At 72.1% G+C, this 26,641-nt stretch carries 23 protein-coding genes; 8 read left to right on the plus strand and 15 right to left on the minus strand.

Going from position 1 to position 26,641, the window contains the following annotated elements; all coding sequences use genetic code 11:
• Positions 1-28: 28 nt before the first annotated feature.
• From IFY26_RS11605 to IFY26_RS11620, 4 genes are all read left to right on the plus strand, one after another.
• Positions 29-742 carry a cytochrome c biogenesis CcdA family protein gene (locus IFY26_RS11605; protein WP_232549200.1) on the plus strand — a complete coding sequence of 238 codons (714 nt, stop codon included), beginning with the start codon at positions 29-31 and terminating at the stop codon, positions 740-742.
• Positions 742-2,295, plus strand: a complete 1,554-nt coding sequence (gene resB / locus IFY26_RS11610) for a cytochrome c biogenesis protein ResB (RefSeq protein WP_232549160.1) — start codon at positions 742-744, stop codon at positions 2,293-2,295. The genes IFY26_RS11605 and resB overlap by 1 nt, the downstream gene beginning before the upstream one ends.
• Positions 2,295-3,245, plus strand: coding sequence for a c-type cytochrome biogenesis protein CcsB (ccsB, locus tag IFY26_RS11615; protein ID WP_232549161.1), 951 nt, complete (start codon positions 2,295-2,297; stop codon positions 3,243-3,245). Before resB ends, ccsB begins: the two co-directional genes overlap by 1 nt.
• 422 nt (positions 3,246-3,667) lie before the next feature.
• The gene (locus IFY26_RS11620; RefSeq protein WP_232549162.1) at positions 3,668-5,053 is read left to right on the plus strand and encodes a mycothione reductase; all 1,386 of its coding nucleotides are present in this window, start codon (positions 3,668-3,670) and stop codon (positions 5,051-5,053) included.
• Between the two features lie 30 nt (positions 5,054-5,083).
• On the opposite strand, the gene IFY26_RS11625 is transcribed toward IFY26_RS11620, so the two are convergent.
• The 11 genes from IFY26_RS11625 to IFY26_RS11675 form a co-directional block, all read right to left on the minus strand.
• Positions 5,084-6,022, minus strand: coding sequence for a DUF2510 domain-containing protein (locus IFY26_RS11625; RefSeq protein WP_232549163.1), 939 nt, complete (start codon positions 6,020-6,022; stop codon positions 5,084-5,086).
• 55 nt (positions 6,023-6,077) lie between these two features.
• Positions 6,078-6,857 carry a phosphate ABC transporter ATP-binding protein PstB gene (gene pstB, locus IFY26_RS11630; RefSeq protein WP_232549164.1) on the minus strand — a complete coding sequence of 260 codons (780 nt, stop codon included), beginning with the start codon at positions 6,855-6,857 and terminating at the stop codon, positions 6,078-6,080.
• 8 nt (positions 6,858-6,865) lie between these two features.
• Positions 6,866-7,948, minus strand: coding sequence for a phosphate ABC transporter permease PstA (gene pstA, locus IFY26_RS11635; protein WP_232549165.1), 1,083 nt, complete (start codon positions 7,946-7,948; stop codon positions 6,866-6,868).
• On the minus strand, positions 7,948-8,919 hold the full coding sequence (gene pstC / locus IFY26_RS11640; protein ID WP_232549166.1) for a phosphate ABC transporter permease subunit PstC: 972 nt from the start codon (positions 8,917-8,919) through the stop codon (positions 7,948-7,950). The genes pstA and pstC overlap by 1 nt, the downstream gene beginning before the upstream one ends.
• A gap of 103 nt (positions 8,920-9,022) precedes the next feature.
• Complete coding sequence (pstS, locus tag IFY26_RS11645; protein WP_232549201.1) at positions 9,023-10,126, minus strand: phosphate ABC transporter substrate-binding protein PstS; 1,104 nt, start codon at positions 10,124-10,126, stop codon at positions 9,023-9,025.
• 256 nt (positions 10,127-10,382) lie between these two features.
• On the minus strand, positions 10,383-11,267 hold the full coding sequence (locus tag IFY26_RS11650) for an NUDIX hydrolase (RefSeq protein WP_232549167.1): 885 nt from the start codon (positions 11,265-11,267) through the stop codon (positions 10,383-10,385).
• Positions 11,264-13,354: an RNA degradosome polyphosphate kinase gene (locus tag IFY26_RS11655; protein ID WP_232549168.1), complete on the minus strand. Its 2,091-nt coding sequence runs from the start codon at positions 13,352-13,354 to the stop codon at positions 11,264-11,266. The genes IFY26_RS11650 and IFY26_RS11655 overlap by 4 nt, the downstream gene beginning before the upstream one ends.
• Entirely contained in the window at positions 13,351-14,268 is a 918-nt protein-coding gene (gene mshD, locus IFY26_RS11660) for a mycothiol synthase (protein ID WP_232549169.1), read from the minus strand. The genes IFY26_RS11655 and mshD overlap by 4 nt, the downstream gene beginning before the upstream one ends.
• A 95-nt stretch (positions 14,269-14,363) precedes the next feature.
• Complete coding sequence (locus tag IFY26_RS17935; protein ID WP_269779422.1) at positions 14,364-15,038, minus strand: winged helix-turn-helix transcriptional regulator; 675 nt, start codon at positions 15,036-15,038, stop codon at positions 14,364-14,366.
• 35 nt (positions 15,039-15,073) lie between these two features.
• Positions 15,074-15,538, minus strand: coding sequence for a D-aminoacyl-tRNA deacylase (gene dtd / locus IFY26_RS11670; protein WP_232549170.1), 465 nt, complete (start codon positions 15,536-15,538; stop codon positions 15,074-15,076).
• Positions 15,539-15,629: 91 nt separating this feature from the next.
• Positions 15,630-17,261: a twin-arginine translocation signal domain-containing protein gene (locus tag IFY26_RS11675; protein ID WP_232549171.1), complete on the minus strand. Its 1,632-nt coding sequence runs from the start codon at positions 17,259-17,261 to the stop codon at positions 15,630-15,632.
• A gap of 142 nt (positions 17,262-17,403) precedes the next feature.
• Between IFY26_RS11675 and IFY26_RS11680 the strand changes: the two genes are divergently transcribed.
• Both IFY26_RS11680 and ygfZ read left to right on the plus strand, forming a co-directional pair.
• On the plus strand, positions 17,404-17,904 hold the full coding sequence (locus tag IFY26_RS11680) for a heme-binding beta-barrel domain-containing protein (RefSeq protein WP_232549172.1): 501 nt from the start codon (positions 17,404-17,406) through the stop codon (positions 17,902-17,904).
• 1 nt (position 17,905) lies between these two features.
• The gene (ygfZ, locus tag IFY26_RS11685; protein WP_232549173.1) at positions 17,906-18,823 is read left to right on the plus strand and encodes a CAF17-like 4Fe-4S cluster assembly/insertion protein YgfZ; all 918 of its coding nucleotides are present in this window, start codon (positions 17,906-17,908) and stop codon (positions 18,821-18,823) included.
• A gap of 13 nt (positions 18,824-18,836) precedes the next feature.
• On the opposite strand, the gene typA is transcribed toward ygfZ, so the two are convergent.
• On the minus strand, positions 18,837-20,702 hold the full coding sequence (gene typA / locus IFY26_RS11690; RefSeq protein WP_232549174.1) for a translational GTPase TypA: 1,866 nt from the start codon (positions 20,700-20,702) through the stop codon (positions 18,837-18,839).
• A gap of 100 nt (positions 20,703-20,802) precedes the next feature.
• Here typA and IFY26_RS11695 point away from each other — a divergent pair, with 100 nt between their 5' ends.
• Positions 20,803-21,939: a GTPase family protein gene (locus IFY26_RS11695; protein ID WP_232549175.1), complete on the plus strand. Its 1,137-nt coding sequence runs from the start codon at positions 20,803-20,805 to the stop codon at positions 21,937-21,939.
• 24 nt (positions 21,940-21,963) lie between these two features.
• On the opposite strand, the gene IFY26_RS11700 is transcribed toward IFY26_RS11695, so the two are convergent.
• Positions 21,964-23,166 (minus strand): glycosyltransferase family 2 protein, encoded by a 1,203-nt coding sequence (locus tag IFY26_RS11700; RefSeq protein ID WP_232549176.1) that lies wholly within the window; start codon positions 23,164-23,166, stop codon positions 21,964-21,966.
• 140 nt (positions 23,167-23,306) lie between these two features.
• Between IFY26_RS11700 and IFY26_RS11705 the strand changes: the two genes are divergently transcribed.
• The gene (locus tag IFY26_RS11705) at positions 23,307-24,230 is read left to right on the plus strand and encodes a glycosyltransferase (RefSeq protein WP_232549177.1); all 924 of its coding nucleotides are present in this window, start codon (positions 23,307-23,309) and stop codon (positions 24,228-24,230) included.
• On the opposite strand, the gene IFY26_RS11710 is transcribed toward IFY26_RS11705, so the two are convergent.
• Positions 24,186-25,454 (minus strand): MATE family efflux transporter, encoded by a 1,269-nt coding sequence (locus IFY26_RS11710; RefSeq protein WP_232549178.1) that lies wholly within the window; start codon positions 25,452-25,454, stop codon positions 24,186-24,188. The genes IFY26_RS11705 and IFY26_RS11710 overlap by 45 nt on opposite strands.
• Entirely contained in the window at positions 25,451-26,608 is a 1,158-nt protein-coding gene (locus tag IFY26_RS11715) for a glycosyltransferase family 4 protein (RefSeq protein WP_232549179.1), read from the minus strand. Before IFY26_RS11715 ends, IFY26_RS11710 begins: the two co-directional genes overlap by 4 nt.
• Positions 26,609-26,641 lie beyond the last annotated feature (33 nt).

Consider the following 26,641-nt stretch of genomic DNA (forward strand, 5'->3'; position numbering starts at 1 on the left):
CTGGTTCGCCTCTGCCGCCGGTGGGTCGATGGCGCTGGCGCTGCCGGTGGCCGTGGTGGCCGGCATCGTGTCGTTCTTCAGCCCGTGTGTGCTGCCGCTGCTGCCGGGCTACCTCAGCTACGCGACCGGTCTGGCGGCCACCGACGTGATCTCCGGGAAGGGCCCGCGGGGGCGTCTGCTGCTGGGCACGGGCCTGTTCGTGGCGGGTTTCGCCCTCGTGTTCGTCAGCACCGGGGCGCTGTTCGGTGGCCTGGGTGCCCTGCTCATGCAGTGGAGCCGGGCGCTGACGATCGTCGCCGGCGTCCTGTCCATCCTGTTGGGTCTGGTGTTCGCCGGCGTGTTGCGCTTCGGTCAGAACACCGTCCGGTTGTCGACCGCCCCGGGCATCGGCATCGCGGCGGCCCCCGTGCTGGGCATCGTGTTCGGCATCGGCTGGACGCCGTGCATCGGGCCGACGCTGGCCGTGGTGCTCACCCTGGCGTTGAACGAGGGCACCGCCGTGCGGGGGGCCGTCCTCGCGCTGGCGTACGCGCTCGGGCTGGGGCTGCCCTTCCTGGCCGCTGCGCTCGCGTTCGACAAGATGGTGACCACGATGGACTGGGTGAAGCGCCACCACGCCACCCTCCAGCGCCTCGGCGGGGCGCTGATGATCGCGGTCGGCGTCCTGCTGCTGTCGGGCCTCTGGGACCGGCTGATGGGCGTCTTCCGGCAGTGGGCGAGCGCCTTCGGGCTGGTGATCTGATGGAGTGGCTGCGCTGGTTCTGGACGCAGCTCACCTCGATGCGCACGGCGCTGATCCTGCTGTTCATCCTGGCGCTGGCCGCCATCCCGGGCTCGTTCGTCCCGCAGCGCCCGGTCAACCCGATCCGGGTGAGCGACTTCATCGCCGACAACCCCGGGCTCGGGGAGTGGTACGAGCGCCTCGGGCTGTTCGACGTGTACGGCTCGCCGTGGTTCGCGGCCGTCTACCTGCTGCTCTACGCCTCGCTCGTGGGGTGCATCGTGCCCCGCATCGCCGTGTACGCCCGGGCGGTGCGGACGCCCCCGCCCCACACCCCGGCCCGCCTGGACCGCCTGCCCGCCCACGCCGAGGGTGTCACCACCGCTTCGGAACCGGACGCCCTCGCCGCGGCAGAGCAGTGGCTGCGGGCCCGCCGGTTCCGGACGCGGCGCGAGGAGGGCGCGGTGGCCGCCGAGCGCGGTTACCTGCGCGAGTTCGGCAACATCGTGTTCCACCTCAGCTTCGTGCTGCTGCTGGGCGGGCTGGCGTGGAACACCCTGGCCAGCTACCGCGGCGAGGTGATCGTCGTCGAGGGCCAGGCGTTCAGCAACAACCTCACCCAGTACGACGACTTCCGCGCGGGGGCGGCGTTCAACCCGACGCAGTTGCGGCCCTTCACGATCTTCGTCGACGCGTTCACGGCGTCCTTCGAGACCGGCCCGGTGCAGCGCGGCGCGGCGCGCGAGTTCCGCGCGGACGTCCGGACGGCCGACCCGGGGGCCGAGCCGCAGGCGTCCACCATCGAGGTCAACCACCCGCTGCGGGTCGACGGCACCAACGTCCACCTGATCGGTCACGGTTACGCGCCGGTCATCACGATCACCGATCCCCAGGGCAACGTCGCCACCTCCGGGCCGGTGGTGTTCCTGCCCCAGGACGGCAATTTCTCCTCCCTCGGCGTCGTCAAGGCGCCGGACGCCCGGCCCGAGTACCTCGCCCTCGAGGGCTGGTTCCTGCCCACCGCGGTGGTGGACGAGCAGGGCCCCCACTCGGTGTTCCCCGACGCGTTGGTGCCCGAGCTGTTCCTCACGGTGTGGGCCGGCCCGCCCCGGGAGGAGACGTCGGCGCCCGAGTCGGTGTACTCGATCAACAAGGACGACCTGGCGCAGATGACCACGGCCGAGGGTGCCCCCGTGGCGTTCCGGCTCGCGCCCGGCCAGATCGTCGACCTGCCGGACGGCTCCACGGTGGAGTTCTCCGACTGGCAGCGCTGGGTGAAGCTGCAGGTGAGTTCCGAGCCGGGGTTGTGGCTGGCCGCGGTGTCGATCCTGCTCGCGATCGCCGGGCTGGGGCTGAGCCTGTACGTGCGGCCACGCCGGCTCTGGGTGCGGGTGGCGGACGCCGACGGCACCACCCGCGTGGTGGCCGGCGGGCTGGACCGCACCGACACGGCCCAGGGCCTCGGGGACGATGTGGTCGCGTTGGCCCGGGCGGCGGGCGTGGCCGAGCTGGCGGAGACCCCGGCGGTGACGGACACTGGTGCGGAGTTGTTCGGCAAACAGGGAGTGGGCTGATGGAGAGCTGGTCGAACTTGGCGATGGTGACGTCTTGGGTCATCTACCTGCTCGCCATGTGCGCGCACGCCGTGGAGTGGGCCTCGGCGCGCAGCGCGGCGCCTGCGGCGGAGCCGGTGCTGGTCGCGGCAGGATCGGGACGCGCCGCCCCCGAGCCGGAGCACGGCGCGTCCGAACCGGCCCGGTCCCCCTCCGAGCCGGTCCGCGTGGACCTGTTCGGTCGCATCGGGCTGGCGCTGACGTTCATCGGCCTGCTGACGCACCTGATCGGCGTCGTGCTGCGCGGGGTGGCGGCGGACCGCTTCCCGTGGGGCAACATGTACGAGTTCACCACCACGACGCTCCTGCTGGCGGCGGCCACCCATCTGCTCCTGGCCACCCGGTTCGGCATGCGCTGGCTGGGGCTGCCGGTGACGCTGCTGCTGACCGTGGGTCAGGGGCTCGCCGTGACGGTGTTCTACGTCGCCGTGGCGCCTCTGGTGCCGGCCCTGCACTCGGTGTGGTTCATCGTCCACATCATTGCGGCCGCCATCGCGGGCGCGGCCTTCAACCTGGGGGCGATCGCGTCGATCCTGTACCTGGTGCGCGACCGGGCCGAGCGGCGCGGACGCGTGGGTGGCTATGTCGACAAGTTGCCGTCGGCGCGGGCCTTGGACGTCTTTGCGCACCGCATCCACGCCTTCGCGTTCCCGCTGTGGACCTTCACCATCGCCGCCGGTGCCGTCTGGGCCGACTATGCGTGGGGGCGGTTCTGGGGCTGGGACCCGAAGGAGACCTGGTCGCTGATCACCTGGGTGGTGTACGCCGCGTACCTCCACGCCCGCGCGACGGCCGGCTGGAAGGGACGCCGCGCCGCGTGGCTCGCGGTGCTCGGGGTGGCGACGTTCTGGTTCAACTTCGTCGGCATCAACCTGCTGGTCACCGGCCTGCACTCCTACGCGGGCATCTGAGGCCCGCCGGCCGCGTCCCCGGATCCACCCCGTCCGGGAGTAAGGCGCCGACTGGTCACGCGGCGCACCCCACCTCCACGTGGCGCACCCCACCTCCACGTGGCGCACCTCACTTCCACCTGGCGCACCTCCCCTCCATCTGGCGCAGTGCGGCTCACGTGGAGGCCCTTGCACGGGCCGCCACGTGAGCTCCACTGCGCCACGTGGATTCCCGGGTCGCCACGTGACCCGGGAGCGCCCGCGAAGTTGGCATTTGGACCCGAGGAAATGGCGCCATGGCGCCATTTCCTCGGGTCCAAATGCCGACCTTGCGGCCGGGGAGGTGGCCGACCTTGCGGCCGGGCGGTGGCCGGGCGGGCGGCGGAGGCGGTGCCCCAGCGGGGACCCGTTGTGGGTTGGGGGGCGCGTGACAGACTGGGGCGGTGCGCCACTTCGACCTCTGTGTGATCGGTACCGGTTCGGGCAACTCCATCGTCGATGACCGTTTCGCGGACTGGGACGTCGCGATGCTGGACGACGGCGTCCACTTCGGGGGCACGTGCCTCAACGTGGGCTGCATCCCCACCAAGATGTTCGTGATCCCGGCCGACTACGCTCGCGCCCCCGAGGAGGCCGCCCCCCTGGGCGTCCACCTGGGCAGCCCCCGCGCCGACTGGCCCGCCATCCGCGACCGCATCTTCGAACGCATCGACGCGATCTCGTCCGGGGGCGAGTCGTACCGGCAGTTCGCCGACAACGTCACCCTCTACCGCGCCACCGGCCGGTTCGTCGGCGAACGGACCCTCGAGGTCGCCGGGGAGCAGATCACGGCCGACCGGGTGGTGGTGGCGGCCGGGTCCCGGGCGACCATGCCGTCCATTCCGGGTCTGGCGGACGCCGTGGCGGCGGGCCGGGCGCACACCTCCGACACCGTCATGCGGCTGGACCGGCTGCCGGCCAGCCTCGCCATCATCGGCTCGGGTTTCATCGCCGCCGAGTTCGCCCACGTGTTCGCCGCCTACGGCACGGCCGTGACGGTGCTGGCCCGCAGCGGCACCATGCTCCGCGATCTGGACGAGGACCTCTCCCGCCGCGCCACCCGCGCCATCGAGTGGTACACCGACTTCCGCGGCACCTTCAGCACGCAGCGAGTCGAGCTGGTCGACGGCGGCGTCCGCCTGCACGGCTCGGACGACGCCGGGCGGGCCTGCTCGGTGGACGCCGAGGTCGTGCTCGTCGCGACCGGCCGCGTCCCCAACAGCGACCGGTTGGACGCCGAACGCGGCGGCATCGCCGTCGGCCCGCGCGGCTTCATCGAGGTGGACGCCCACCAGCGCACCACCGCCGAGAACGTGTGGGCGCTCGGCGACGTGAGCTCGCCCTGGCTGCTCAAGCACGTCGCCAACCACGAGGCGCGCGTCGTGCAGCACAACCTGCTCCACCCCGACGACCCCGTGGAGTCCAACCACCACGCCGTGCCCCACGCCGTGTTCGGCCACCCGCAGATCGCCGCGGTGGGCCTGACGGAGGAGCAGGCCCGCGCCGACGGCCGCGACATCACGGTGGCCGTGCAGCCCTACGGCAGCGTGGCCTACGGCTGGGCGCTGGAGGACACCGACAGCGTCTGCAAGGTCATCGCCGACCGGCAGACCGCAGAGATCCTCGGCGCCCACCTCATCGGCCCGCAGGCCGCCACGCTCATCCAGCCGCTCATCCAGGCCATGGCGACGGGGCTGGACGCTCGCACGATGGCCCGCGGCCAGTACTGGATCCACCCCGCGCTCACCGAGGTGATCGAGAACGCGCTGCTGGCGCTCGACCTGGCCTGACCCCAGCGGGGCCGGCCGGCGCCCCGGGCGTCAGGACTCGACCCGGAGCTGCTCCTGCAGTTGCCGCGCGGTCGTCAACAGCTCGGGGCGGCTGTCGGGGATGGAGGCGTAGAAGATGGACGACGACTCCTCGCTGGTCGACACGATGAGGACGATGGCCGTCTCGCCGGTCTCGCGGAGGTTCGGGATGCTGAAGGTGAGGTGCATCTCGACCAGCCACGCGTCGTAGCCGTCGAGCGTCGTCGCCTGGTTCACCCTGTCCTCCCGCCCGACGCGGGCGTCGCCGTAGAACGAGCCGAGGATGCACCGGGTGACGATCTCGGAGCCCTCCTGCGGGCTGAAGAAGCCGTCCCCGGCGACGAGCTCGCCCACCAGCACGGAGGCCACCCAGCTGTGCACTCCGTCGTAGTTGGGCTCGACCGGGACCAGCTGGCCGTAGACGTCGCGGCCGAATGCCAGCCGGTCCTCCTGCTGCACCGTGCCCCACGGGCTGCCGAGAAGTGGGTAGGAGAGCTTGCCGCCCTGCACCCGTCCGGCCGGATTGATGTGCGGGGCGGGGGACTCCTCGTCGAGGGTCTGGGTGGGGCAGACGTCGAGCGTGGGGTTGGACGCCGGCTGCGCCCCGGTGAAGGGGTTGCCCACGATGCGGGTCAACAGCGTGACGCCACCCCAGAGCAGCGCGACGACCAGCAGCCCGACCAACACCAGCACCACCAACGGCCGACGGCTGGACGGACGCTGCTGGGTGATCTGGCCGTAGTCGTGGCTCAGCTGCTGCGCGGAATGGATGGGGAGGGAGCCCGGCTGCGGCCCCCCGCCGCCCCGGTACGACTGCCCGCCGGCGGCCTCCCCCCGGAACTGGCCGGTGGGGTCGGGGGTGACCATCGTGGTCCACGTCGTCCCGTCCCACCAGCGGAACATGCCTGGCTGGCCACTCGGATCCGGGTACCAGCCTGGCGCAGTGCTCATGCGGCGATTCTAGTCCGTGGCCCCAGCCCCGCCGGGGGCTGGGGCCGCGGGCGGCTCAGCCGAATCGGCCGGTGATGTAGTTCTCGGTCTCCTGCTTCTCCGGGGTGGAGAAGATCTGCTCGGTGGGGCCCATCTCGATGAGCTTGCCGGGCGCGCCGGTGCCGGCGATGTTGAAGAACGCCGTCGAGTCGGAGACCCGGGCGGCCTGCTGCATGTTGTGGGTGACGATGACGATCGTGTAGTTGGCCTTGAGTTCCTGGATCAGGTCCTCGATGGCCAGCGTCGAGATCGGGTCAAGGGCCGAGCAGGGCTCGTCCATCAGCAGCACGTCGGGGGCCATGGCGATCGCGCGGGCGATGCAGAGGCGCTGCTGCTGACCGCCGGAGAGGCCGGAACCGGGCAGGTCGAGCCGGTTCTTGACCTCCTCCCACAGGTTCGCGCCGCGCAGGGCCTTCTCGCACACCTCGTCCTGCTCCCGACCCGGCATGCGCTTGTTGTTGAGGCGGAGGCCGGCGAGCACGTTCTCCTTGATCGACATGGTGGGGAAGGGGTTGGGCCGCTGGAACACCATGCCGATCTGACGACGGACGTTCACCGGGTCGACCCCCGGGCCGTACAGGTCGTGCCCGTCGAGCAGCAGCTCGCCCTCGACGTAGGCGCCGTTGATGACCTCGTGCATGCGGTTGAGGGACCGCAGGAACGTCGACTTGCCGCAGCCGGACGGCCCGATGAAGGCGGTCACCGCCCGGGGCTCGATGACCATCGAGACATCCTCGACGGCCTTGAACTTGCCGTAGTAGATGTCGAGGTTCTTGGCTTCGATGCGCTTGGACATGGGTCTCCTTACTTGCGACCGGTCTTGGGAGCGAACCGCTTGGCGATGAATCGGCCGGCGAGGTTCAGCAGCATGACGATGAGGATCAGGGTGAGGGAGCCGGTCCACGCCCGGTCCCAGAACGGCTCGCGCGGGATGCCCGGGCGGGCGTAGGAGTCGAACACGAACACCGGCAGGGTCATCATCTGCCCTGAGAAGGGGTTCGTGTTCATGCTCTGGGTGAAGCCGGCCGCGATCATGAGCGGTGCGGTCTCCCCCATGATGCGGGCCAGTGCCAGGATCACGCCCGCGACGATACCGGAGACGGCCGTCGGGATGACGATGCGCATGATCGTCTTCCACTTGGGGACGCCGAGGGCGTAGGACGCCTCGCGCAGCTCGTTGGGGACGATGCGCAGCAACTCCTCGGTCGAACGCACCACGACGGGGATCATCAGCACCGACAGCGCGACGGCACCGGCGATGCCGTTGATGGTGCCGGGCCCGAACACGAGGGTGAACAGCGCGTAGGCGAACAGGCCGGCGACGATGGACGGGATGCCCGTCATCACGTCGACGAAGAAGGTGATCGAGCGGGCCAGCGCGCCGCGGCCGTACTCGGCGAGGTACACGGCCGTGAGCAGGCCGATCGGCACCGAGATCAGGGTGGCGATGCCGGTGATGATGAGTGTGCCCCACACGGCGTGGGCGGCACCGCCCCCAGCGCCGACGACGTTGCGCATCGAATAGGTGAAGAACTCCGGGTCGAGCCGGTTGATGCCGTGGGAGAGGGCGGTCCACGTCACCGAGATCAGCGGGAGCAGGGCCAGCAGGAACATGGTGACCACCACGTGCTTGGCCAGCCGGTCGACGGCGCGGCGCGACCCCTCCACGGCCAGGGAGATGATGTGCATGACGACGAGGAACAGCACGACGGCACCCACGACGATGAGGGCGATGCCGCCGGTGTCGAGGAGGGTGAAGACGAGCGCGCTGACGGCGAGGGCAGCCACGCCGACGGCGATGGTCACCCACGAAGGCAACTGGCCGGCGGTCAACGGGTTGTCGACGGGCGCCTGGGCGCTCTGGCGCGGTGCGGTGGCGGTGGACATCAGTTGGCTCCCGAGTACTGGGCCCGGCGCGCCACGATCCAGCGCGCGAGCATGTTGACGGCCAGGGTGATGACGAACAGGACCAGGCCCGAGGCGATGAGCTGGTTGATCCGCAGGCCGTAGGCCTCGGGGAAGCTGAGGGCGATGTTGGCGGCGATGGTGTTCGGGTTCTCCGCCGTCAGCACCTGGAAGTCGACGCGGTTCTGACCCGACAGGACGAGCGCCACGGCCATCGTCTCACCGAGCGCGCGGCCGAGGCCGAGCATGATGGCGGACACGATGCCGGCGCGGGCGAACGGGAGCACCGCCATGCGGATCATCTCCCAGCGGGTGGCGCCCAGGGCGAGGGCCGCCTCCTCGTGCAGGTTCGGCGCCTGCAGGAAGACCTCGCGGCACAGCGACGTGATGATCGGCAGGATCATCACGGCCAGCACGATGGAGGTGGTGAAGATCGTCCGGCCGGTGCCCGACGGCTGGCCGCTGAAGAGCGGGAACCATCCGACGTAGGTGGTGAGCCACACGTGGAGGGGGATGAGCGCCGGTGCCAGCACGAAGATGCCCCACAGGCCGAACACGACGCTCGGCACGGCGGCCAGCAGGTCGATGGTGTAGCCGAGGCCCTGCGCCAACCGGCGCGGCGCGTAGTGCGAGATGAACAGGGCGATCCCGATGGCCACCGGCACGGCGAGCACGAGGGCGCCGATGGCGGCCCACACCGTGCCGAACGCGAGCGGCAGCACCCAGGACCAGAACTCCCCGTAGCCCTGGGCGGCCAGCGTCGCGGGGTCAGTGGTGAGTGCCGGGAAGGCGCGCAGGACGAGGAAGGCCGCGACGAGGGCGAGGATCACCAGGATCGCGATGCCCGAGCCCGTGGACAGGCCCTGGAACACGCGGTCGCCGATACGCGGCTTGGTGGGGACGAGGCCGGCGCTCGCGGCGCTGCTCTCGGCCGCCGGGGCGGTGGAACTCACGGCTTCCTCCTAGACAAGGACGAGGGAATGAGGGGGAGCGGGTGAGTGCCCGCCCCGCGTGGAGCGGGGCGGGCACCCGGAGTGGGGTGGGCGGGGCGACGACTCAGGAGATCGAGTCGACGGCCGACTGCAGGCTCTGCTGCATGGTGGACGACAGCGGGGCGCTGCCGGCTGCCTCCTCGGCCGCGGCCTGGCCCTCGTCGGAGAGCATGTAGGTCATGTACGCCTTGACCAGCTCGGCCGTGGCGGCGTCCTGGTAGGTCTCGCACACCAGGGCGTAGGAGAGGAGCGCGATCGGGTAGGCGCCCTCGGCGGTGCGGTTGAGCTCGAGCGCGTAGTCGTGCTCGGGGCGGCCCTCGATGCGCGGGGAGGCGTCCACGAGCGCGGCGGCGTCCTCGGCCGTCGGCCCGACGAACTCGGTGCCCGACTCCACGGAGGCGACACCCAGGCTGCCCGCCTGCGAGGCGTCCGCGTAACCGATGGTGTTGACGCCGTTGGTGACGGCGTCCACCACACCGGCGGTGCCCTGGGCGGACTCGCCGCCGAAGCCGGCCGGCCACTCACCGTCGGCCTCCTCGGTCCAGACGCTCGGGGCGGCCTGGTGGAGGTAGTCGGTGAAGTTCTCGGTGGTGCCGGAGTCGTCGGAACGGTGCACGGCGGTGATCGCGGCGTCCGGGAAGGTCACGCCCTCGTTCGTGGCCGCGATGGCCGGGTCGTTCCAGTTGGTGATCTGGCCGGCGAAGATGCCCGCGACGGTGTCCGGCGTCAGCTGCAACTCGTCGACGCCCTCGACGTTGAAGATGATGGCGATCGGGGAGATGTAGACGGGCAGGTTCAGGGCGTTCGAGTCGGCGGTGCAGCCGGCGAACTTGCCCGCGCCCATCTCATCGTCCTTGAGCGCCCGGTCCGAGCCGGCGTAGCCGACGGCCCCGGAGATGAAGCTCTCCCGGCCGGCGCCCGAGCCGTCAGGGGAGTAGTTCACGGTGACGCCGGGGTTCGCGGTCTGGAAACCGGCGATCCAGGTCTGCTGGGCGACGCTCATCGAGGACGCGCCGCGCCCGGCGAGCGTGCCCGACAGGGTCGAGGTCTGGGCGGCCGTCGTGTCGCCGCCGGCGGGGGCGGCGGAGGTGCCCTCGTTCGCGGCGCAGGCCGTCAGGGAAAGAGCGGTGGCGGTGAGGACGGCGAGCGGGGCGCCGATGGTGCGCATGGTCAAGGCAGTTCCTTCGTCTCGTTCACGGGGCTGTCTGCCCCGCGGACTGGTCGGTCCCAATCTCAGGTGTGACGCTAGGCACCGACCGTGACGAGAGTCGGCCGCCAAGGTGAACAGCGCGTGAACGAGCCGTCTCGATCCGGGCACGGGCTCGGCGAACCCGGCGAAACCCGTTGTCAGTGGGCCGTGGGTGACCGCACCCGCGGGAGTGACAGGGCGTGGCAACTGATGGCTTCCGCGGGTCCGTCGCTGTTCAGGCGCGGGGCCGGTGGAACTCGGTGGCGACGACGGCACCGGCGGCGTCCAGGTGGATGATGATCGCCGCGGCGGTCTGCATCGCGCGGTTCTCCAGGCCGAGGGCCTCCAGCATGGTCGGCAGCACCGGCCGGTGGCCGCACACCGCCACCACGGTGCCGGAGGCCACCGCCTCGGCCGCCAGCCGCCGCATGAACGTGGTGACGCCCTTCGGGTTGTCCTCCCCGATCTCCTCGCTCAGCACGGTCCAGCCCTCGACCTCGAGGCCGGACGCCTTGCCGAACGGCGCGAGCGTCTGCATGCACCGCACCGACGACGACGAGGTGAGCCGGTCGACCCCGAACGCACGCAGCAGCGGGATCAGCGCCTTGGCCTGCTTGCGGCCCCGCGCCGTGACCGGACGTGCCTGGTCGCGGCCCGACCAGTGCTTGCGCAGCATCGCCTTGCTGTGCCGCACCACGAGGACGGCGGTCGTCGGCTCCGCGGCCAGGGCCCGGCGCACCACGTCCTTCTCGTGCTCATAGCTCATGCGGGCGAACGCGGCCCGGGGCGAGAGCCACACGACCTTGTCCACCTCCTTGTCCGGCTTCCGCTTCTTCTGCTTCTGCGGGCTGGCCAGCCAGTAGTGCACGACCTTCGCGCCGCCATTGATCTCGTAGCGCATCTGGTCGAGCGGCTGGTGGAGGTGGACCGTGACGCCGGTCTCCTCCAGGGTCTCGCGGGCGGCCGCCACGGCCTCGTACTCGTCGGGCTCCAACTTGCCCTTCGGCAGCGTCCAGTCGTCGTAGGCGGGGCGGTGGACGAGCAGCACCTGTGGCTCCTTGCCCCCGCTGCGCCGGAGGGTGACGGTACCCGCCGCCACGGTGACCTTCCTCGGACTCATCGTTGTTCTCCTCGTCGTGCCGGCAGCGTCGCCATGAGGTGCGACTGCAGATCGGTCAGGGCCTCACCCTCCGCGTCGGTCAACCGCGGCTCCCAGGCGGCGTCCCGCAGCACCCACACCGCGGTGCCGTCGTCGAAGGCGAGGTCGAACAGGACGCCGATCTGGGCGACGTGGCGCGGGTTGGTCAGGGACACGAGCACCTCCACCCGACGGTCGAGGTTGCGGTGCATGAGGTCAGGGGAGCCGAGCCCGACCGCCGGCTCCCCGCCGTTGGCGAACCAGAACAGCCGGCTGTGCTCGAGGAAGCGGCCGAGGGTGCTGTGCACCCGGATGTGGTCGCTCAACCCGGGGACGCCGGCCCGCAGGGCGCAGATGCCGCGCACCCACACGTCCACCGGGACGCCGGCGGCCGAGGCGCGGTACAGAGCGTCGATGAGGGCCTCGTCGACCAGCGCATTGACCTTGACCCGGACGCGGGCCGGCCGCCCGGCGCGGTGGTGATCGATCTCGGTGGCGATCCGCTCCAGCAGACCCGTGCGGACGCCCTCGGGCGCCACCAGGAGGCGCCGGTAGTTCACCTCGGCGGTCATGCCCGACAGGTGGTTGAACAGCCGCGCCACGTCCTCGGTGATGACCGGGTTGGCGGTGAGCAGGCCCATGTCCTCGTACGTGCGTGCCGTCTTGGGGTTGTAGTTGCCCGTGCCGATGTGGGCGTAGCGGTGCAGGCCGTCCGGCTCGTCGCGGACGACCAGGCACAACTTGGCGTGCGTCTTGAGGCCCACCACGCCGTACACGACGTGGCACCCGGCCCGCTCGAGGGTGCGGGCCCACCCGATGTTGGCCTGCTCGTCGAAGCGGGCCTTGATCTCGACCACGACCAGCACCTGCTTGCCGGCCTCCGCGGCCTCCACGAGGGCGTCCACCACGGGCGAGTCACCCGAGGTGCGGTAGAGCGTCTGCTTGATCGCCAGCACGGCCGGGTCGGCCGCGGCCTGTTCCACGAAACGCTGCACCGAGGTGGCGAAGGAGTCGTACGGGTGGTGGAGCAGCACGTCGCGCCCGCGGAGTGCCTTGAACAGGTCGGCCGGCTGGGCCGTCTCGACGGCCGCGAGCTCGGGGTGGGTCTTCGGCAGGAAGGCGGGGAACGACAGGTCCTCGCGTTGCACCGCAGCGGCGAGCCCCATCAGGGCCGAGAGGTCCAGCGGGGCGCCCACGGCGAACACCTCGCGGGGGTCGACGTCGAGCTCGGCGACCAGCACCTCGCGCAGTTCCTCGGCCATGGAGTCGTCCACCTCGAGCCGAACCGGCGGACGCCCCACCCGGCGGCGCAACAGCTCCCGCTCGAGGGCGTGCAACAGGTTCTCGGCGTCGTCCTCCTCGACCTCCAGGTCCTCGTTGCGTGTCACGCGGAACGTGCTCCACGTCAGCACGTCCAGGCCGGTGAAGACGAGGTCGAGCTGGTGTCCGATCACGTCCTCGACGGGCACGAAGCGGCCGCCCCCGAGGTCGAGGAACCGGGTCAGGTTCGTCGGCACCTTGATCCGCGCGAACTGACGGGCGCCGGTGGTGGGGTTGCGCACCCAGACCGCGAGGTTGACCGACAGCCCGGAGATGTAGGGGAAGGGGTGGGCCGGGTCCACCGCCAGCGGGGTGAGGATCGGGAAGATCCGCTCCGCGAACAGGGTCTCCATGCGCGCCCGTTCGTCGTCCGTCAGGTCGGGCCAGCCGACGATCCGGATGCCGGCGTCGGCCAACTCGGGGGCCACGACGTCGGTGAAGGTGGCCGACTGGGCGTCCACGAGCTCACGCACGCGTGCGAGGATTCCCTCGTGCGCCTCGCGGGGCAGGATGCCGGACGCCCCCGCCACGGCCACGCCGGCGCGGATGCGACGCTTGAGGCCGGCGACGCGCACCATGAAGTACTCGTCGAGGTTGGAGCTGAAGATCGCGAGGAACCGCACCCGCTCCAGCAGCGGCACGCGCCGCGCGTCCCGCGCCAGGTCCAGCACCCGGGCGTTGAAGTCGAGCCAGCTGAGCTCGCGGTCGACGAACCGGCCCGGCGGCAGATCGGTGGGCGCCGCGCTCATCTGGTCGCCCCCGCGGGCGGCGACCCCGGGCCCGGTGTGCCGTCGGCCGGGCCGTACAGGGTGTCGGCGTGGTGGCGCGTGAACCCGGCTCGCTCGTAGAGCCGGACGGCGGTGGCGTTGGCGGCGTCCACGTAGAGAATGACGCGGGGCGACCCCGCCGCGGCCAGATGCGCCAACCCGGCACGCAGGAGGGCGCCGCCCAGGCCGCGCCCGCCCGCGCGGGGGTGGACGCCGAGCACGTACACCTCACCCGTGCCGTCGTCGTGGCGTTTGGTCCAGTGGAAGCCGGCCACCCCCTCGTCGTCGACGGCGAGAAGGAGGCCCGCCGGGTCCCACCACGGCTCGGCCTGCCGCGCCGCCAGGTCGGATGCGGCGAAGTGCCCCTGCTCGGGGTGGCCGGCGAACGCGGCGGCGTTGGTCGCCAGGAAGCCCTGGGCATCGGCGGCGGTGTAGCCGCGCAGCGTCACCGACGAGGGCGCGCCCGGTGCGGGCGCGGCGGACGCGTCGGCCGGGGTCAACGGGCGCTCGAGCACCAGCAGGCTGCGCACGCCTCTCAGCCCGGCGGCGCGCGCGAACCCCTGGGCCGCCGCGGTGTCGCCGAACGCCCAGACGGCCGCCTCCGGGTGCCGCTGCCGGAGCGCGGCGAGCAGCGCGGTGCCCCGGCCGGCCCGGCGGTGCTCGGGGTGCACGACGAGCTGGCCGGTGGCGGCGGCGTCCTGCCACTGGGCATAGCCCACGACGGAGCCGGCGTCGGTCGCGAGCCAGTGGCTCACCCCCGTCGCGGGCCCGGCATGGCGGACGTGCAGCAGCGCCTCCTCGTTGAGGGGTGCCGCGCCGTCGACGCTCGTCGCGGCGGCGACGAGGGCCTCCACCTGACCGCGATGGTCGGGGCTCAACTGCGTCTCGGGCTCCACCCGGCCAGCCTAGGGCAGGTGTCGCGCCCGGGGTGTCGGAAGCCGACCGGCACCAGCAGCCCGGAGGGCCGGGATCCGGGAGCCGCGGGGCGGGATCAGTCGCGGCGGCGCGCGTCCGGGCTGAAGCGGTAGCCGACGTTGCGGACGGTGCCGATGAGGTACTCGTGCTCGACGCCCAGCTTGGCGCGCAGGCGGCGGACGTGGACGTCGACCGTCCGGGTGCCGCCGTAGTAGTCGTAACCCCAGACGTCGCTCAACAGCGTCTCGCGGGTGAACACGCGCCCGGGGTGCTGCACCAGGTACTTCAGCAGTTCGAACTCGGTGTAGGTGAGGTCGAGCGAACGGCCGTCCAGCGAGGCGTGGTAGGCGGACTCGTCGATCGTGATGCCACCACTGCTCGTGATGCCGTCGCTGCGCGTGGCGAGCAGCAGCCGGAGGCGGGCGTCGTACTCGGCCGGGCCGGCGGACTCCAGCACGATGTCGCCGACGCCCCAGTCGGCGTTGAGGGCCGCGAACCCGCCCTCGGCGACGATCAGCAGCACCGGGGTGGCGCTGCCGGCGGCGCGCAGGAGGCGGCACATCTGGCGTGCGGTCGGCAGATCGGTGCGCCCGTCCAGCACGACGGTGTCGTAGCGGTCGGCCTCGGCCACCACGGCGGCGTCCGGGGGCATGAGCGTGAGATCGTGCGACAGGAGGGCCAGGGCTCCCACCGGGGGCTCGTCGGAGGTGCCGGCCAGGGCAGCGGGGCTCACGACGAGCAGGTGTCCCATGCGTCCCCCCAGGTGTCGGTCGAATCGGCAGCAGTCTAGTGCCGCGCCGCCGGGTCGGTTCCGGACGACCACATCGCGCTGTCCAGCACCAGCGTCACCGGCCCGTCGTTGACGAGCTCGACGCGCATGTGCGCCCCGAAGGTGCCGGTCGCCACCTCGGCGCCCCGCGTCCGCAGGGCGTCGGCGAACGCATCCACCAGCGGCTCGGACACCGGACGCGGCGCCGCCGCGTTCCACGACGGCCGCCGCCCCTTGCGCGCGTCCGCGTACAGCGTGAACTGGCTGACGACCAGGACGGGGGCGCCCAGCTCGGCCGCCGAGCGTTCGTCGGCCATGATGCGCAGGTGCCACACCTTGTCCGCCAAACGCTCGGCGTCGGCGTCCGTGTCGCCGTGCGTGACGCCCACCAGCACGCAGAGTCCCGGGGTGTCGATGGCGCCCACGACGCGCTCATCGACCGTCACGGCGGCGCGCGTGACGCGCTGGACGACCACCCTCACCGCAGCGCCCTCACCGCACTGGCTTCCGCAGCACTGGCTCCCACCGCACTGGCTCCCACCGCGGCGGCGTGCGGGTCATCGGCGCGGGCGCTCACTGGTAGGAAATGAAGTGCGGGGTCGGGTGGACCTGCGCGACCGTCTGGGCCGGGGTGAGCATCGGCACGTCCTCGTCCTCGAAGTTCTTCCAGCCGAGGACGGTGTGGGCCGGCAGATCGCGCTGGAGCACCTGCCAGGTGCTCTGCTTGGCCGCCTGGCCCCCCTGGCCGTCGACGTGCATCAGGTGCTGCACCTCGGGCCGCGAGACGTCCAGGCGTTCCCGGTCGACGATCATGCGGGTCTGGAACTGGTGCAGGGTGAGCACCTTCGGCGGCAGCTGGTTCTCGGCGATGAAGTCCGCGAGCCAGGCCGTCACCTCGTTGATCTCGTCGACGCCGACCTGGCCGACCTGCCGCAGGTGGCGCTGATCCGGCTTCAGCCGCCACTCCGGGTCGAGCGCCAGCCCGACGTGGGGGTGGAGCAGCAGCTCGCTGTACTCCTTCGCCTGGGTCAGGAAGTCCGTGCGGCCGGGCTGCAGGTCCAGCACCACGTAGAGGTCGTTGGCCTCGGCCGCCTCCACCCAGGGCAGCAGCGTCGCGATCGGCGTCCGGTAGGAGTAGTCGCCCTGCTCGCCGGCCGCCGCGGAGGCGACCGTGCCGATGATCTCGAAGGCGCCCATCACGTTGTCGTCCGGCAGCAGCTCGCGGTACTCCGCGACCAGCCGGTTGAGCCGCTCGACCGCCTGGGCCGGCGGCTGCTCGCCCATCATGCCGAGCGCAGGCGTCTCCGGGTGGCCGTAGAGGGCGATCATGCGGCGGGCCGGGAAGGGCGCGACGCCGCCGCCCGGGAACTCCGCGGCGGTGCGCGTCACCGCCACCTGGCCCGAGAACTGCGCGTCGGTGCCGAAGCCGTCGCCGAACGCGACGACCGGGCCGGTGTGGTCGCGGACGGCCGCCGTGGACGCCCCGTCCGCACCCGGGTGCGGCGCGATGAGCGCCGTTGGTTCCGCGATGCCGGCGGCGGCGAGCGTCACCAGTTCGGGAGTGGAGAGGTCGCCCCAGGCCAGGGCGAGGACGCCCGCGGGCTCGGCCGTGACGACCGGCAGGTCCTCCAGGTCGAGTTCGGCTGCGCTGGCCGGGCCGGGCACGACCGTCCGCTCCCCGACGGACAGGTCGGGCACGTAGGAGATGACCGTGCGGGTCTGCAGCCGGTCGAGCTCGGCCGCCAGCTCGGGGCCCTCGACCAGCAGCGGGACGCCCAGCTCGCGGGCCACGCCCGCGCCGGCCTCGGGCGACGCCGCCGTCGGCGCCGGCGTGGCGGACGCCCCTGGCGTGGCCGTGGTGTCGGCGGTCGTGGCCGCCGGGCTAGGCGTGGGGCTGGGGGAGGGGCTGGGGGTGGCCGTCGGCGTGGCCTCGGGCGACGCCGCCGCGGCGGCGTCCGCGGGCACCACCACGACCAGCGTCGCGGCGCCGAGCAATGAGCGGCTGACGGCGAGGGCGTCCCCGGCGGGCAGCACGAGGTCGCCCGCGGGGGTGGCGGCCCGCACCTGGTGGCGGTGGTCGGGCACCGCGGCGGTCTCGCCGGGGGTGACGGGGGCGGTGGGCACCTGGGCGGGGCCGCTGCACCCGGCCACCACCAGGGCGATTCCGGCCGTGGAGCCGGTGAGGAACTGACGTCGGTTGATCACCCCACCACCTTGTCACAGGCCGTCCACCGGGCCGTGGCTGCCATGCCGCCCGCCGCCGGGGCGCGGGTGGGTTGGTGTGTCATGGGAAGATGGCGACGCCCCGTCGCGTTGGGTGTGTGTAGACCACCGAAGGAGTTCCACCGTGTTCGAGATCCCGTCCGACCTCAACCCCGCCCTCGCCGGCCTTGCCTGGTTGCGTGGCCGCTGGGAGGGCACCGGCTACCGCGAGTGGCCGGGTGAGGAGAAGGTGCAGTTCGGCGTCCAGATCGACTTCGCCGACAACGGGAGCGACTACCTGCACTACCTCGCCCAGATGTTCACCCTCGATGACGAGGGACGGCCGCTGGCGCCGCTCACCATCGAGACCGGCTTCTGGCGCGCCTCGGCCGACGCCGAGGTCGACGTGGTCATGTGCAGCCCGGAGGGCTACTCGGAGATCTGGTTCGGCCAGCTCACCCCCGGCCGGGTCGACCTGACCACCGACGCCGTCGTGCGCTCCCCGCTCGCGACGGTGGAGTACACCGCCGGACGCCGCCTCTACGGCACGGTGGAGGGCAAGCTGATGTACAGCTTCGACCGGGCCACCACCGACGAGTCGCTGCGCCCCTACATGTGGGCGACGCTGCAGCGGGTGCAGGGCTGACGTGGGCGACCCCGTCATCGCCCACGAGGGGCCGGACGCCGGCGTCCCCCACCACTACGGCGATCCGCTGCGCGAGCAGCGCTGGCTGGAGGCGGGGCAGGCGCGCGTCGACCTGTCCCACCGCCCGGTGTTCGCGGTCACGGGGCCGGACCGGCTCGCGTGGTTGCACGCGCTCACCAGCCAGCGGTTCGAGGGGCTCGCGCCCGGGGTGTGGACGACCGCGTTCGTCCTCGACCCGGCCGGCCACATCGAGCACGTGCTGGGCGGCGTGGACGACGGCGCGACCTTCCTGGCCACCACCGAGCCGGGGCACCTCGACGCCCTGCTGGCGTGGCTGGGGCGCATGGTGTTCGCGTCCCGCGTCGAGCTGGCCGACGCCTCAGCCACCCACGCGATGGTGCTGGCCGACGGGCCGCGCATCGTGGAGCGCCCGGCGCTGGCCGCGACGCTCGGCGAGCGGCGGGCCGGCACGTGGGCCGCCGAGGCGCTGCGGATCGCGGCGGGCCAGCCCCGCGTCTTCGTCGACACCGACGCCCGCACGATCCCCAACGAGGTGGCGGTGCCCGACGGCGACGCGCTCGGCGCGGCCGTCCACCTGCAGAAGGGCTGTTACCGCGGCCAGGAGACCGTCGCGCGCGTCCACACGCTCGGACGCCCCCCGCGCCGGCTCACGCTGCTGCACCTGGACGGCTCGGAGGAGCGGTTGCCGGCCGTCGGCGCCGATGTGCTGCTCGGTGAGCGCGTCGTGGGCCGCATGGGCGGCTCGGCGTTCCACCACGAGCTGGGCCCCATCGGGCTCGCGCTGGTGAAGCGCGGCACGCCCATCGACGCGTCGCTCACGGTGGAGGGTGTCCCGGCGGCCCAGGAGGTCGTCGTGGATCCCGAGGTGGGGCTCCACGTGCGACCGAACCTGCGCTAGGCGCCCGCCGGGCTCAGGCGTCCTTCTTGGCCCGGTTGCGCAGCTTGGCCCGTTCGTTCGCGTCCAGCACCGTCTTGCGCATGCGGACGGCGGCCGGCGTCACCTCGAGGCACTCGTCCCCACGGCAGAACTCCAGCGCCTGCTCGAGGCTGTGGACGCGCGGCGGGACGAGCCGCTCCAGCTCGTCGCCGGTGGAGGAGCGGACGTTGGTGAGCTTCTTCTCCTTGGTGGGGTTGACGTCCATGTCGTCGCCGCGGGCGTTCTCCCCGACGATCATGCCGGCGTAGACGTCCTCGCCCGGGGCGACGAACAGCACGCCGCGCTCCTGCAGGTTGAACAGGGCATAGGACGTGACCGAGCCCTGGCGGTCGGCGACCAGCGAGCCCGTGGAGCGGGTCTTGATCTCGCCCGCCCACGGCTCGTAGCCCTCGAAGACGTGGTTCATGATGCCGGTGCCGCGGGTGTCGGTGAGGAACTCGGTGCGGAAGCCGATCAGGCCGCGCGCCGGCACCGTGAACTCCAGGCGCACCCAGCCGGTGCCGTGGTTCACCATCTGCTCCATCCGGCCCTTGCGGGTGCCCATGAGCTGGGTGACGGTGCCGAGGTGCTCCTCGGGGACGTCGACCGTGAGGCGCTCGTAGGGTTCGCTCAGGACGCCGTCGATCGTCCGCGTCAGCACCTCGGGCTTGCCGACGGTGAGCTCGAACCCCTCGCGGCGCATCATCTCGACGAGGACGGCGAGCTGCAGCTCGCCCCGGCCCTGCACCTCCCAGGTGTCCGGGCGGTCGGTCGCCAGCACCCGGATCGACACGTTGCCGATGAGCTCCTGGTCGAGCCGCGCCTTGACCAGGCGGGCCGTGAGCTTCTTGCCGGCCCGGCCCGCGAGCGGGGAGGTGTTGATGCCGATCGTCATGGAGATCGACGGCTCGTCGACGTGGATCAGCGGCAGCGCCGCGGGCCGCGCCGGGTCGGACAGGGTCTCACCGATCGTGATGTCGGGGATGCCGGCGATGGCGACGATGTCGCCGGGCCCGGCCGACTCCGCCGGCACGCGCTCCAGGGCGTTGGTGATCAACAGCTCCGACAGCTTCACCGAGCTCACCGAGCCGTCGCGGCGCATCCAGGCCACCTGCTGGCCACGCTTGAGCTCACCCTCCACGACGCGGCACAGCGCGAGCCGGCCGAGGTAGGGGGAGCTGTCGAGGTTGGTCACGTGCGCCTGCAGCGGGGCGCCCTCGGTGTAGGTGGGGGCGGGGATGTGGTCGAGCAGCGTCGCGAAGAGCGGCTCGAGGTCCTCCGCATCCGGCATGCCGCCGTCGGCCGGCTGGGTGAGCGACGCCCGCCCGGCCTTGGCCGCGGCGTAGACGATGGGGAAGTCGAGCTTGTCGGCCTCGTCGTCGTCCACGAGATCCATGAACAGGGCGTACACCTCGTCGACGACCTCGCTGATGCGGGCATCGGAGCGGTCGACCTTGTTGATGACCACGATGATCGGCAGGTGCTTGGCCAGCGCCTTGCGCAGCACGAAGCGGGTCTGGGGCAGCGGGCCCTCGCTGGCGTCCACGAGCAGCAGGACGCCGTCGACCATCTCGAGGCCGCGCTCCACCTCGCCGCCGAAGTCGGCGTGGCCCGGGGTGTCGATGATGTTGATCGTGACGGTCTCGCCGTCCGGGGTGCTGTGCTGCACCGCGGTGTTCTTGGCGAGGATGGTGATGCCCTTCTCGCGCTCGAGATCCATCGAGTCCATGACGCGGTTGTTCACGTCCTGGTTCTCGCGGAAGGCGCCGGACTGCCACAGCATGGCGTCCACCAGCGTGGTCTTGCCGTGGTCGACGTGGGCGATGATCGCGACGTTGCGCAGGTCGTGGCGCTGGGCCATGGAAGGATCCGATCGGGCGGAGACAAAGGACGATCCATCCTACGCGGTCCGCCGAGGGCCCCCGACCACCGGCCGCAGGGCTGGCACTAGGCTGGGCAGCGTGACGCAGTTCTTCACCGAGTCGTTCCGCTCGGAGTTCGAGAAGCAGGCGGGCCTCATGGGCCGCTTCAACCTCGGCGTGTTCGGCAAGACCGGGGTGGGCAAGTCGACGCTCATCAACGCCGTGTTCGGCGAGGAGGTCGCTGCCACGGGCATCGGCGCCCCCGTCACCCAGGGCTCGCACCTGTACGTCGGCGTCCACGGCTCCCTCGGCCTGATCGACACCCAGGGCATCGAGCTGGGCCGCGACGACCGGCAGCTGGCCAAGGAGGTGACGACGTTCGTCACCCAGCAGCGCAAGCTGCCGCTGGACGAGCAGATGCACGCCGCCTGGTACTGCGTCCGGGCGCTGGACCGGCGCTTCGAGGAGTCCGAGGCCGCGTTCATCCGCACCCTCGCCGGGCTCGACGTGCCCGTCATCGTGGTGTTCACCCAGGTGCCCGTGCGCGACGGCCAGTTCCACCCGGACGCCCTCGCGCTGGCCGACCACCTCGAGAGCCTCAGCCTGCCCATCGTGGCCGGCCGCCCGTTCATGACCCACGCGTTGAGGGACCAGTTCACCGGTCAGCCGTCCTACGGCTTGGTGGAGCTCGTCGATGCCACCTTTCTGGTTGTGCCAGATGCGGTCCACTCAGCGCTCGCGACGGCGCAGAGGGTGGATCGGACCGCGAAGGCGCGGCAGGCGAACAAGCACATAGCCGGCTCCGTGGCCGCCGCCGCGACCGCGGCGGCCGTGCCGATCCCGTTCAGCTCCGCCGCGGTGCTCGTGCCCATCCAGCTCGCGATGATGGCCCGCATCGCGCAGCTGCACAACGTGCCGTTCGACCGGGCGGCGCTGCTCGCCGTCGCCTCCACGTCGCTCGCCACGGCCACGGGACGCCAGGCCGCGACGAGTCTGCTGCAGCTCATCCCGGGGGCCGGGCAGGTCGCCGGCGGCGTCATCAACGCCTCGGTCGCCTCGGGCTTCACCCTCGCCATGGGGCAGGCGTGGCTCGCGGTCTGCCAGCGCGCCTCCACCGGCGGGCTGGACGACGTCAACGGGCTGTTGGACTCCGCGCTCGTCAAGCGCCTGTTCGACGAGGAGCTGCGCAAGCGCGTCCCCCACATCCGCCGCGAGCGCCCGGTGGGCGAGGACTAGGGGACGGGCGGCCGGGCCTCCGGCTCAGGCCGCGGGAACCTCCGCTGGCCGGGTGCGCACCGGAATGGTGAGGATCGCGCCGAAGAAACTCATCATGATCGTCTGGAACCCGATGATCATCAGCATGGCCGACGGGGTTGCCGCCCGAATGGCGGCGCGGGCGTCCAGGGGGCCAAAGCCCGTGGAGCCCCAGCCGACGACGTGCACGACACCGATCACGAGACCGAGCACGAACAACACCACCCCGATGATCACACCGCGCTCCAACGTCCACCCCTCGGCGACGGTGCGGTAGGTCGAGCTGGTGGGCAGGAAGCCCTCCCTGGTGGCGTACATCTTCGTCAGCCACCAGAACAGCAGCGCCTGGTACCCGATCACGCCGAGGGCCGAGGCGTAGACCAGCGTCGAGACGTCGAAGCCCACCCCGCCCACGACGATGGGCGTCACCGACAGGACCGCCGCCAGCCCGAAGCCCACCACGAGCGCGACGATGCCGGGGTACAGGAAGAGCCACCGCGGCGCGAACATGAGCAGGAACCGCAGGTGGCGCCACCCGTCGTGCCAGGAGCGCAGGTGCGGCGGACGGGAGCGGCCGTCCTTGGCCAGGGTCGTCGGCACCTCGACGATGTCGTATTTCGCCAGCGACGCCTTGACGACCATCTCGGACGCGAATTCCATCCCGGAGGTCTGCAGGCCGAGCGCCTGAATGCGTTCCCGGTTGAAACCCCGCAGGCCGCAGTGGAAGTCGCGCACGCCGGGGCGAAAGAAAAGCCGGCCGATTCCGGACAGGACCGGATTGCCGAGGTACTTGTGCAGCGGCGGCATGGCGCCCGGATCGATGCCACCGGCGAAGCGGTTGCCCATCACCAGGTCGTGACCCTCGCGGAGCTTCGCCACGAACGGCGCCAGGCCGGCGAAGTTGTAGGAATCGTCGGCGTCGCCCATGATCACGTAGGTGCCCCGCGCCGCATTGATGCCGCCGATCAGCGCGGCACCGTAGCCGCGCATCGGCACCGGCACCACCCGGGCGCCGTTGCGGCGTGCAATCTCCTGCGAGCCGTCAGTGCTGCCATTGTCCGCGATCACGATCTCGCCGACCACGTCGCTGCCCTCCAGATAGCCCCGGGCCTTCTGGATGCACACCTCCAGCGTCTCGGCCTCGTTCAGGCAGGGCATGACGACGGTGAGTTCGACGTCCGTGTTGTCGTTCTCGGTGACGAAGGGCATGAAGTCCTACCGACTTTCTCCGGCAGTGAACCGGTCCGGGCACGCGCAGTGGGATGTGGAGAGGGCGCGTTCGGAGCCTATCGTGGCCACCCCGGCGCGGAGGCGTTGACAGCTCGGCGTGCCGTGGGGAGGATCGCCCGGTGAGCGAGCAACCCCACGTCACCGCCGTGCTGTCCCTGTTCCGTCCCCCGGCCGACCTGCCCGCCCGGGTGGCCGACCTGCTGGAGCAGGTGGACGCCGTGGTCACCGTCGACGACGGCCCCGATGCGGACGCCTCGGCCGAGGTCCACGCGGCGCTCGCGGCCGCGGGTGCCGAGGTGATCGTGGTGGGGGCGAACCGGGGGATCGCGCACGCTCTCAACCTCGGCATCGAGCGGGCGCGCACCACTCGGAGTGACACCTGGGTGCTCACCCTCGACCAGGACTCCACCGTGCCCCCGGGTTACGTGGCCGCTGCGCTCGCCACGTTCGGTGCGGCCCAGGGGGCGGGGGTTCGCGTCGGCGCGGTGTGCCCGTGGTTCCTCGGGGACGCGCCCACCCCCGAGGAGGGCGCCGAGCACGGTTTCTCGCTCGCTTTCGACCCCATCACGTCCGCGCTGCTCATCGCACCGGAGGTGGTGGCCGCCTGCGGCCCCTTCCGCGACGACTACTTCATCGACGCCGTCGACAGCGAGTACACCTTGCGCATGCGCCGCCACGGCTGGGTGGTGGTGCGGGTGCCCGACACGCGCCTGGAGCACGCGATGGGGACGCCACGCCCGATGCGGCTGCTGGGGCGCCAGCTCACCCGGGGCGGCCGGCCCGCACACGTTCCCTACCAGCGTCCGTTCCGGATCTTCTACATCACCCGCAACATGATCGCGATGAGCCGCGAGTATGGCGCGCAGTTTCCCGGCTGGCTGGCCCGACGGTGGCGCGCGGAGATCCTGCACGGCGGGGTCCGGTTGCTGTGGGGCCCGCACCGGAGCCGTATCGCCCGCGCCCTGCTGGCGGGGGCGTGGGCCGGCGTCCGGGGTCGGTCAGGCCCGATCCCGCCCCGGCTGGCCCGCGCCCTCGCGGTGTGACGCCAGCACCTCGCGGGTCGCGGTGAGCAGCAGCCCGGCCATCACCACCTCGCTGGCGAACAGACCGGCGGCGGCCCCCACCGGGCCGACGGTGACGGCCAGCACCGCCACCAGCACCGAACCGCTCACGCCACCCAGGAGCGTCGAGCGCAGGATCACGGCCACCCTTCCGGCCGGGAACAGCACCAGCCGCGTGATGCCGGTGCGGACGGCGTTGACGGCGAACGCGAGGCCCAGCACGAAGCAGATCTCGCGGGCCGCGACGACGGCCTCGCCGAACAGCAGGGCCGACGCGAGCGGCCCTGCCGCCGTCAGGATCACCTGCCCCAGCACCCCCAGCAGGGCGTGGTAGCGCAGGGCGCGGCGCAGGCGGGCGCCGATGTGTTCGGGGCCCGCCTCGATCACCCACCGCTGGAAGATGTTGGCCAGCGCCCCCGGCACGAACAGCCCGTAGCGGTACAACTTGTCGGCCGACGCGTACGCGGCGGAGACGTCCGCGGCGGCGACCTGGTTGACCAACGGCAGCGGAAGGGCGGCGTAGCCGCCGGCCGCCAGCTCGTTGAGGGCCGGCACCACGTCGCGGCGCAGCAGGGTGCCCACCGAACGCAACGGGGGCCACGGGCCCGGTGAGGCGTGCAGGAGGCGTATCGAGAACAGCGTCATGCCGACCAAGGGGACGACGGTCGCCAGGATCGGGTAGACGTACAGCCACCCCGTGGCGACCATCACCGCCGCCGACACCGCCGCGGCGCCGACCCGCGGGAACGTCTCGTAGAGCGCGATGTGGTCGGCCCGGCCACTGCCGACCGCGAACCACGACAGCGACAGCGGCACCGTGGCGGTCGACAGGGCCATGAGCAGGGTCATCACCTGCCAACCGTCCCGCGCCGTGACCCAGGCGACGACACCGAGCACGGGCAGCACGGCCGCGGCGAGCGTCAGGCGCACGACCAAGCTCTCCCGGTAGAGGGTCGCGCGTGCCGCGTCCGTGGTGAGCGGGGGCACCCGGGCCGGGCCGATCGAGTGCCACCCGTACGAGATGACCAACCCGAAGAGCGCGCCCAGCGCCTCACCGGCGCCGATGCTCGCCCAGCCCGCCGGGTCGACGCGCCGGGCCAGCAGCGGCATGACGAGCAGCGGCGTCACCATCGACAGCAGCGGCAGCCCGCCGAAGCCGACGATTCGGCCCCACAGCGAGGGAGTCGGCGGTTCGACGTCGCTCATCGCGGGCGGGCCACCGCGTCCAGGCGGGCCACGATCTGGTCCACCGCCTTATCGATGCGGCGGCTCACGAGGGCGTCGTCGTACCAGGTGCGGGTGCGTGCACGCAGTGCCGAGCCGCCGCGCACGGCGCGGACGATGGCGGCGGCCAGCTCCTCCGGTGCGGTCGAGGCGGCGACGAACCCGTTGACGTCGTCGGTGACGAGCTCCACGGCCGCGTTGCCGGGATCGGTGACGAGGACGACGGGGGTGCCGTGGCCGGCGGACTCCACGACGACCAGGCCATAGCCTTCTCGGCGGGACGGGTTCACCAGCACCGCGGCGTGGCCGACGATGCGTGTCAGCTCAGCCTCGCTGACGAAGCCGGGCAGGTCGACGGCGTCGGCGACACCGGCGGCCCGGATGGCCGCGGCGACGGCGTTCCGCTCCGGACCGTCGCCGAGGATGACCGCCCGCAGGTCGGGGATCTCCCGGCGCGCCACGGCGAGCGCGGCGGGGAGGGCGTCCACCCGCTTGTCCTGGATGTGCCGGCCGGCGTAGACGAGGTAGGGCGGGTCGTCCGCCTCCGGGACCGGGGTGACCTCGGTGTCGACGGCGACGAGGCCCGGGCTGACGATGGGCTCCCCGCGCAGCCCCTCACGGCGCAGCCGGCCGGCGCTCAGGCCACTGTGGCACGACGCGAGCGGGCTGAGCCTCACCGCCGCCCGCTGCAGGGCCCAGGCCACGGTGCCCAGGACGGGCCCGTTGTAGGCGACCCACTGGTGGCGCGGCCAGACCTCGAGGTAGTCGTACACCTGCGCCGTCCGCGTCCCGGCGAGGGCGGCGCGGGCGGCGAACACGTTGAGCACGGGCAGGGCGCTGACGATGACGGCGTCGTAACGGCCGCGGTGCCGCAGCAGGTGCCGGCCGAGCCCCGCGGCGAAGGTCGCGGCCGCGGCGGGGCGGCGGACGCCGTCGGCGTCGTACAACCGCAGGCGGCCGGTGACCGGGACGACCGCGAAGGACGCCGACGGCACGGAACCGTCCCACTGCCGGGCCGTGAGATAGGTGACGTCGTGGCCGTCGGCGGCCAGCAACTCGGCGAAGTGTCGATACTGCCGCTCACCCCCGCCCGTGGTGTGGGGGAACAGGCAGTCGTAGGCCACCGCGACGCGCATCGGGGTTTCCTCCCCTGAGTCCGAAAAAGCGTC

The sequence above is a fragment of the Propioniciclava soli genome, assembly GCF_014858005.1.
Lineage (GTDB): Bacteria > Actinomycetota > Actinomycetes > Propionibacteriales > Propionibacteriaceae > Propioniciclava > Propioniciclava soli.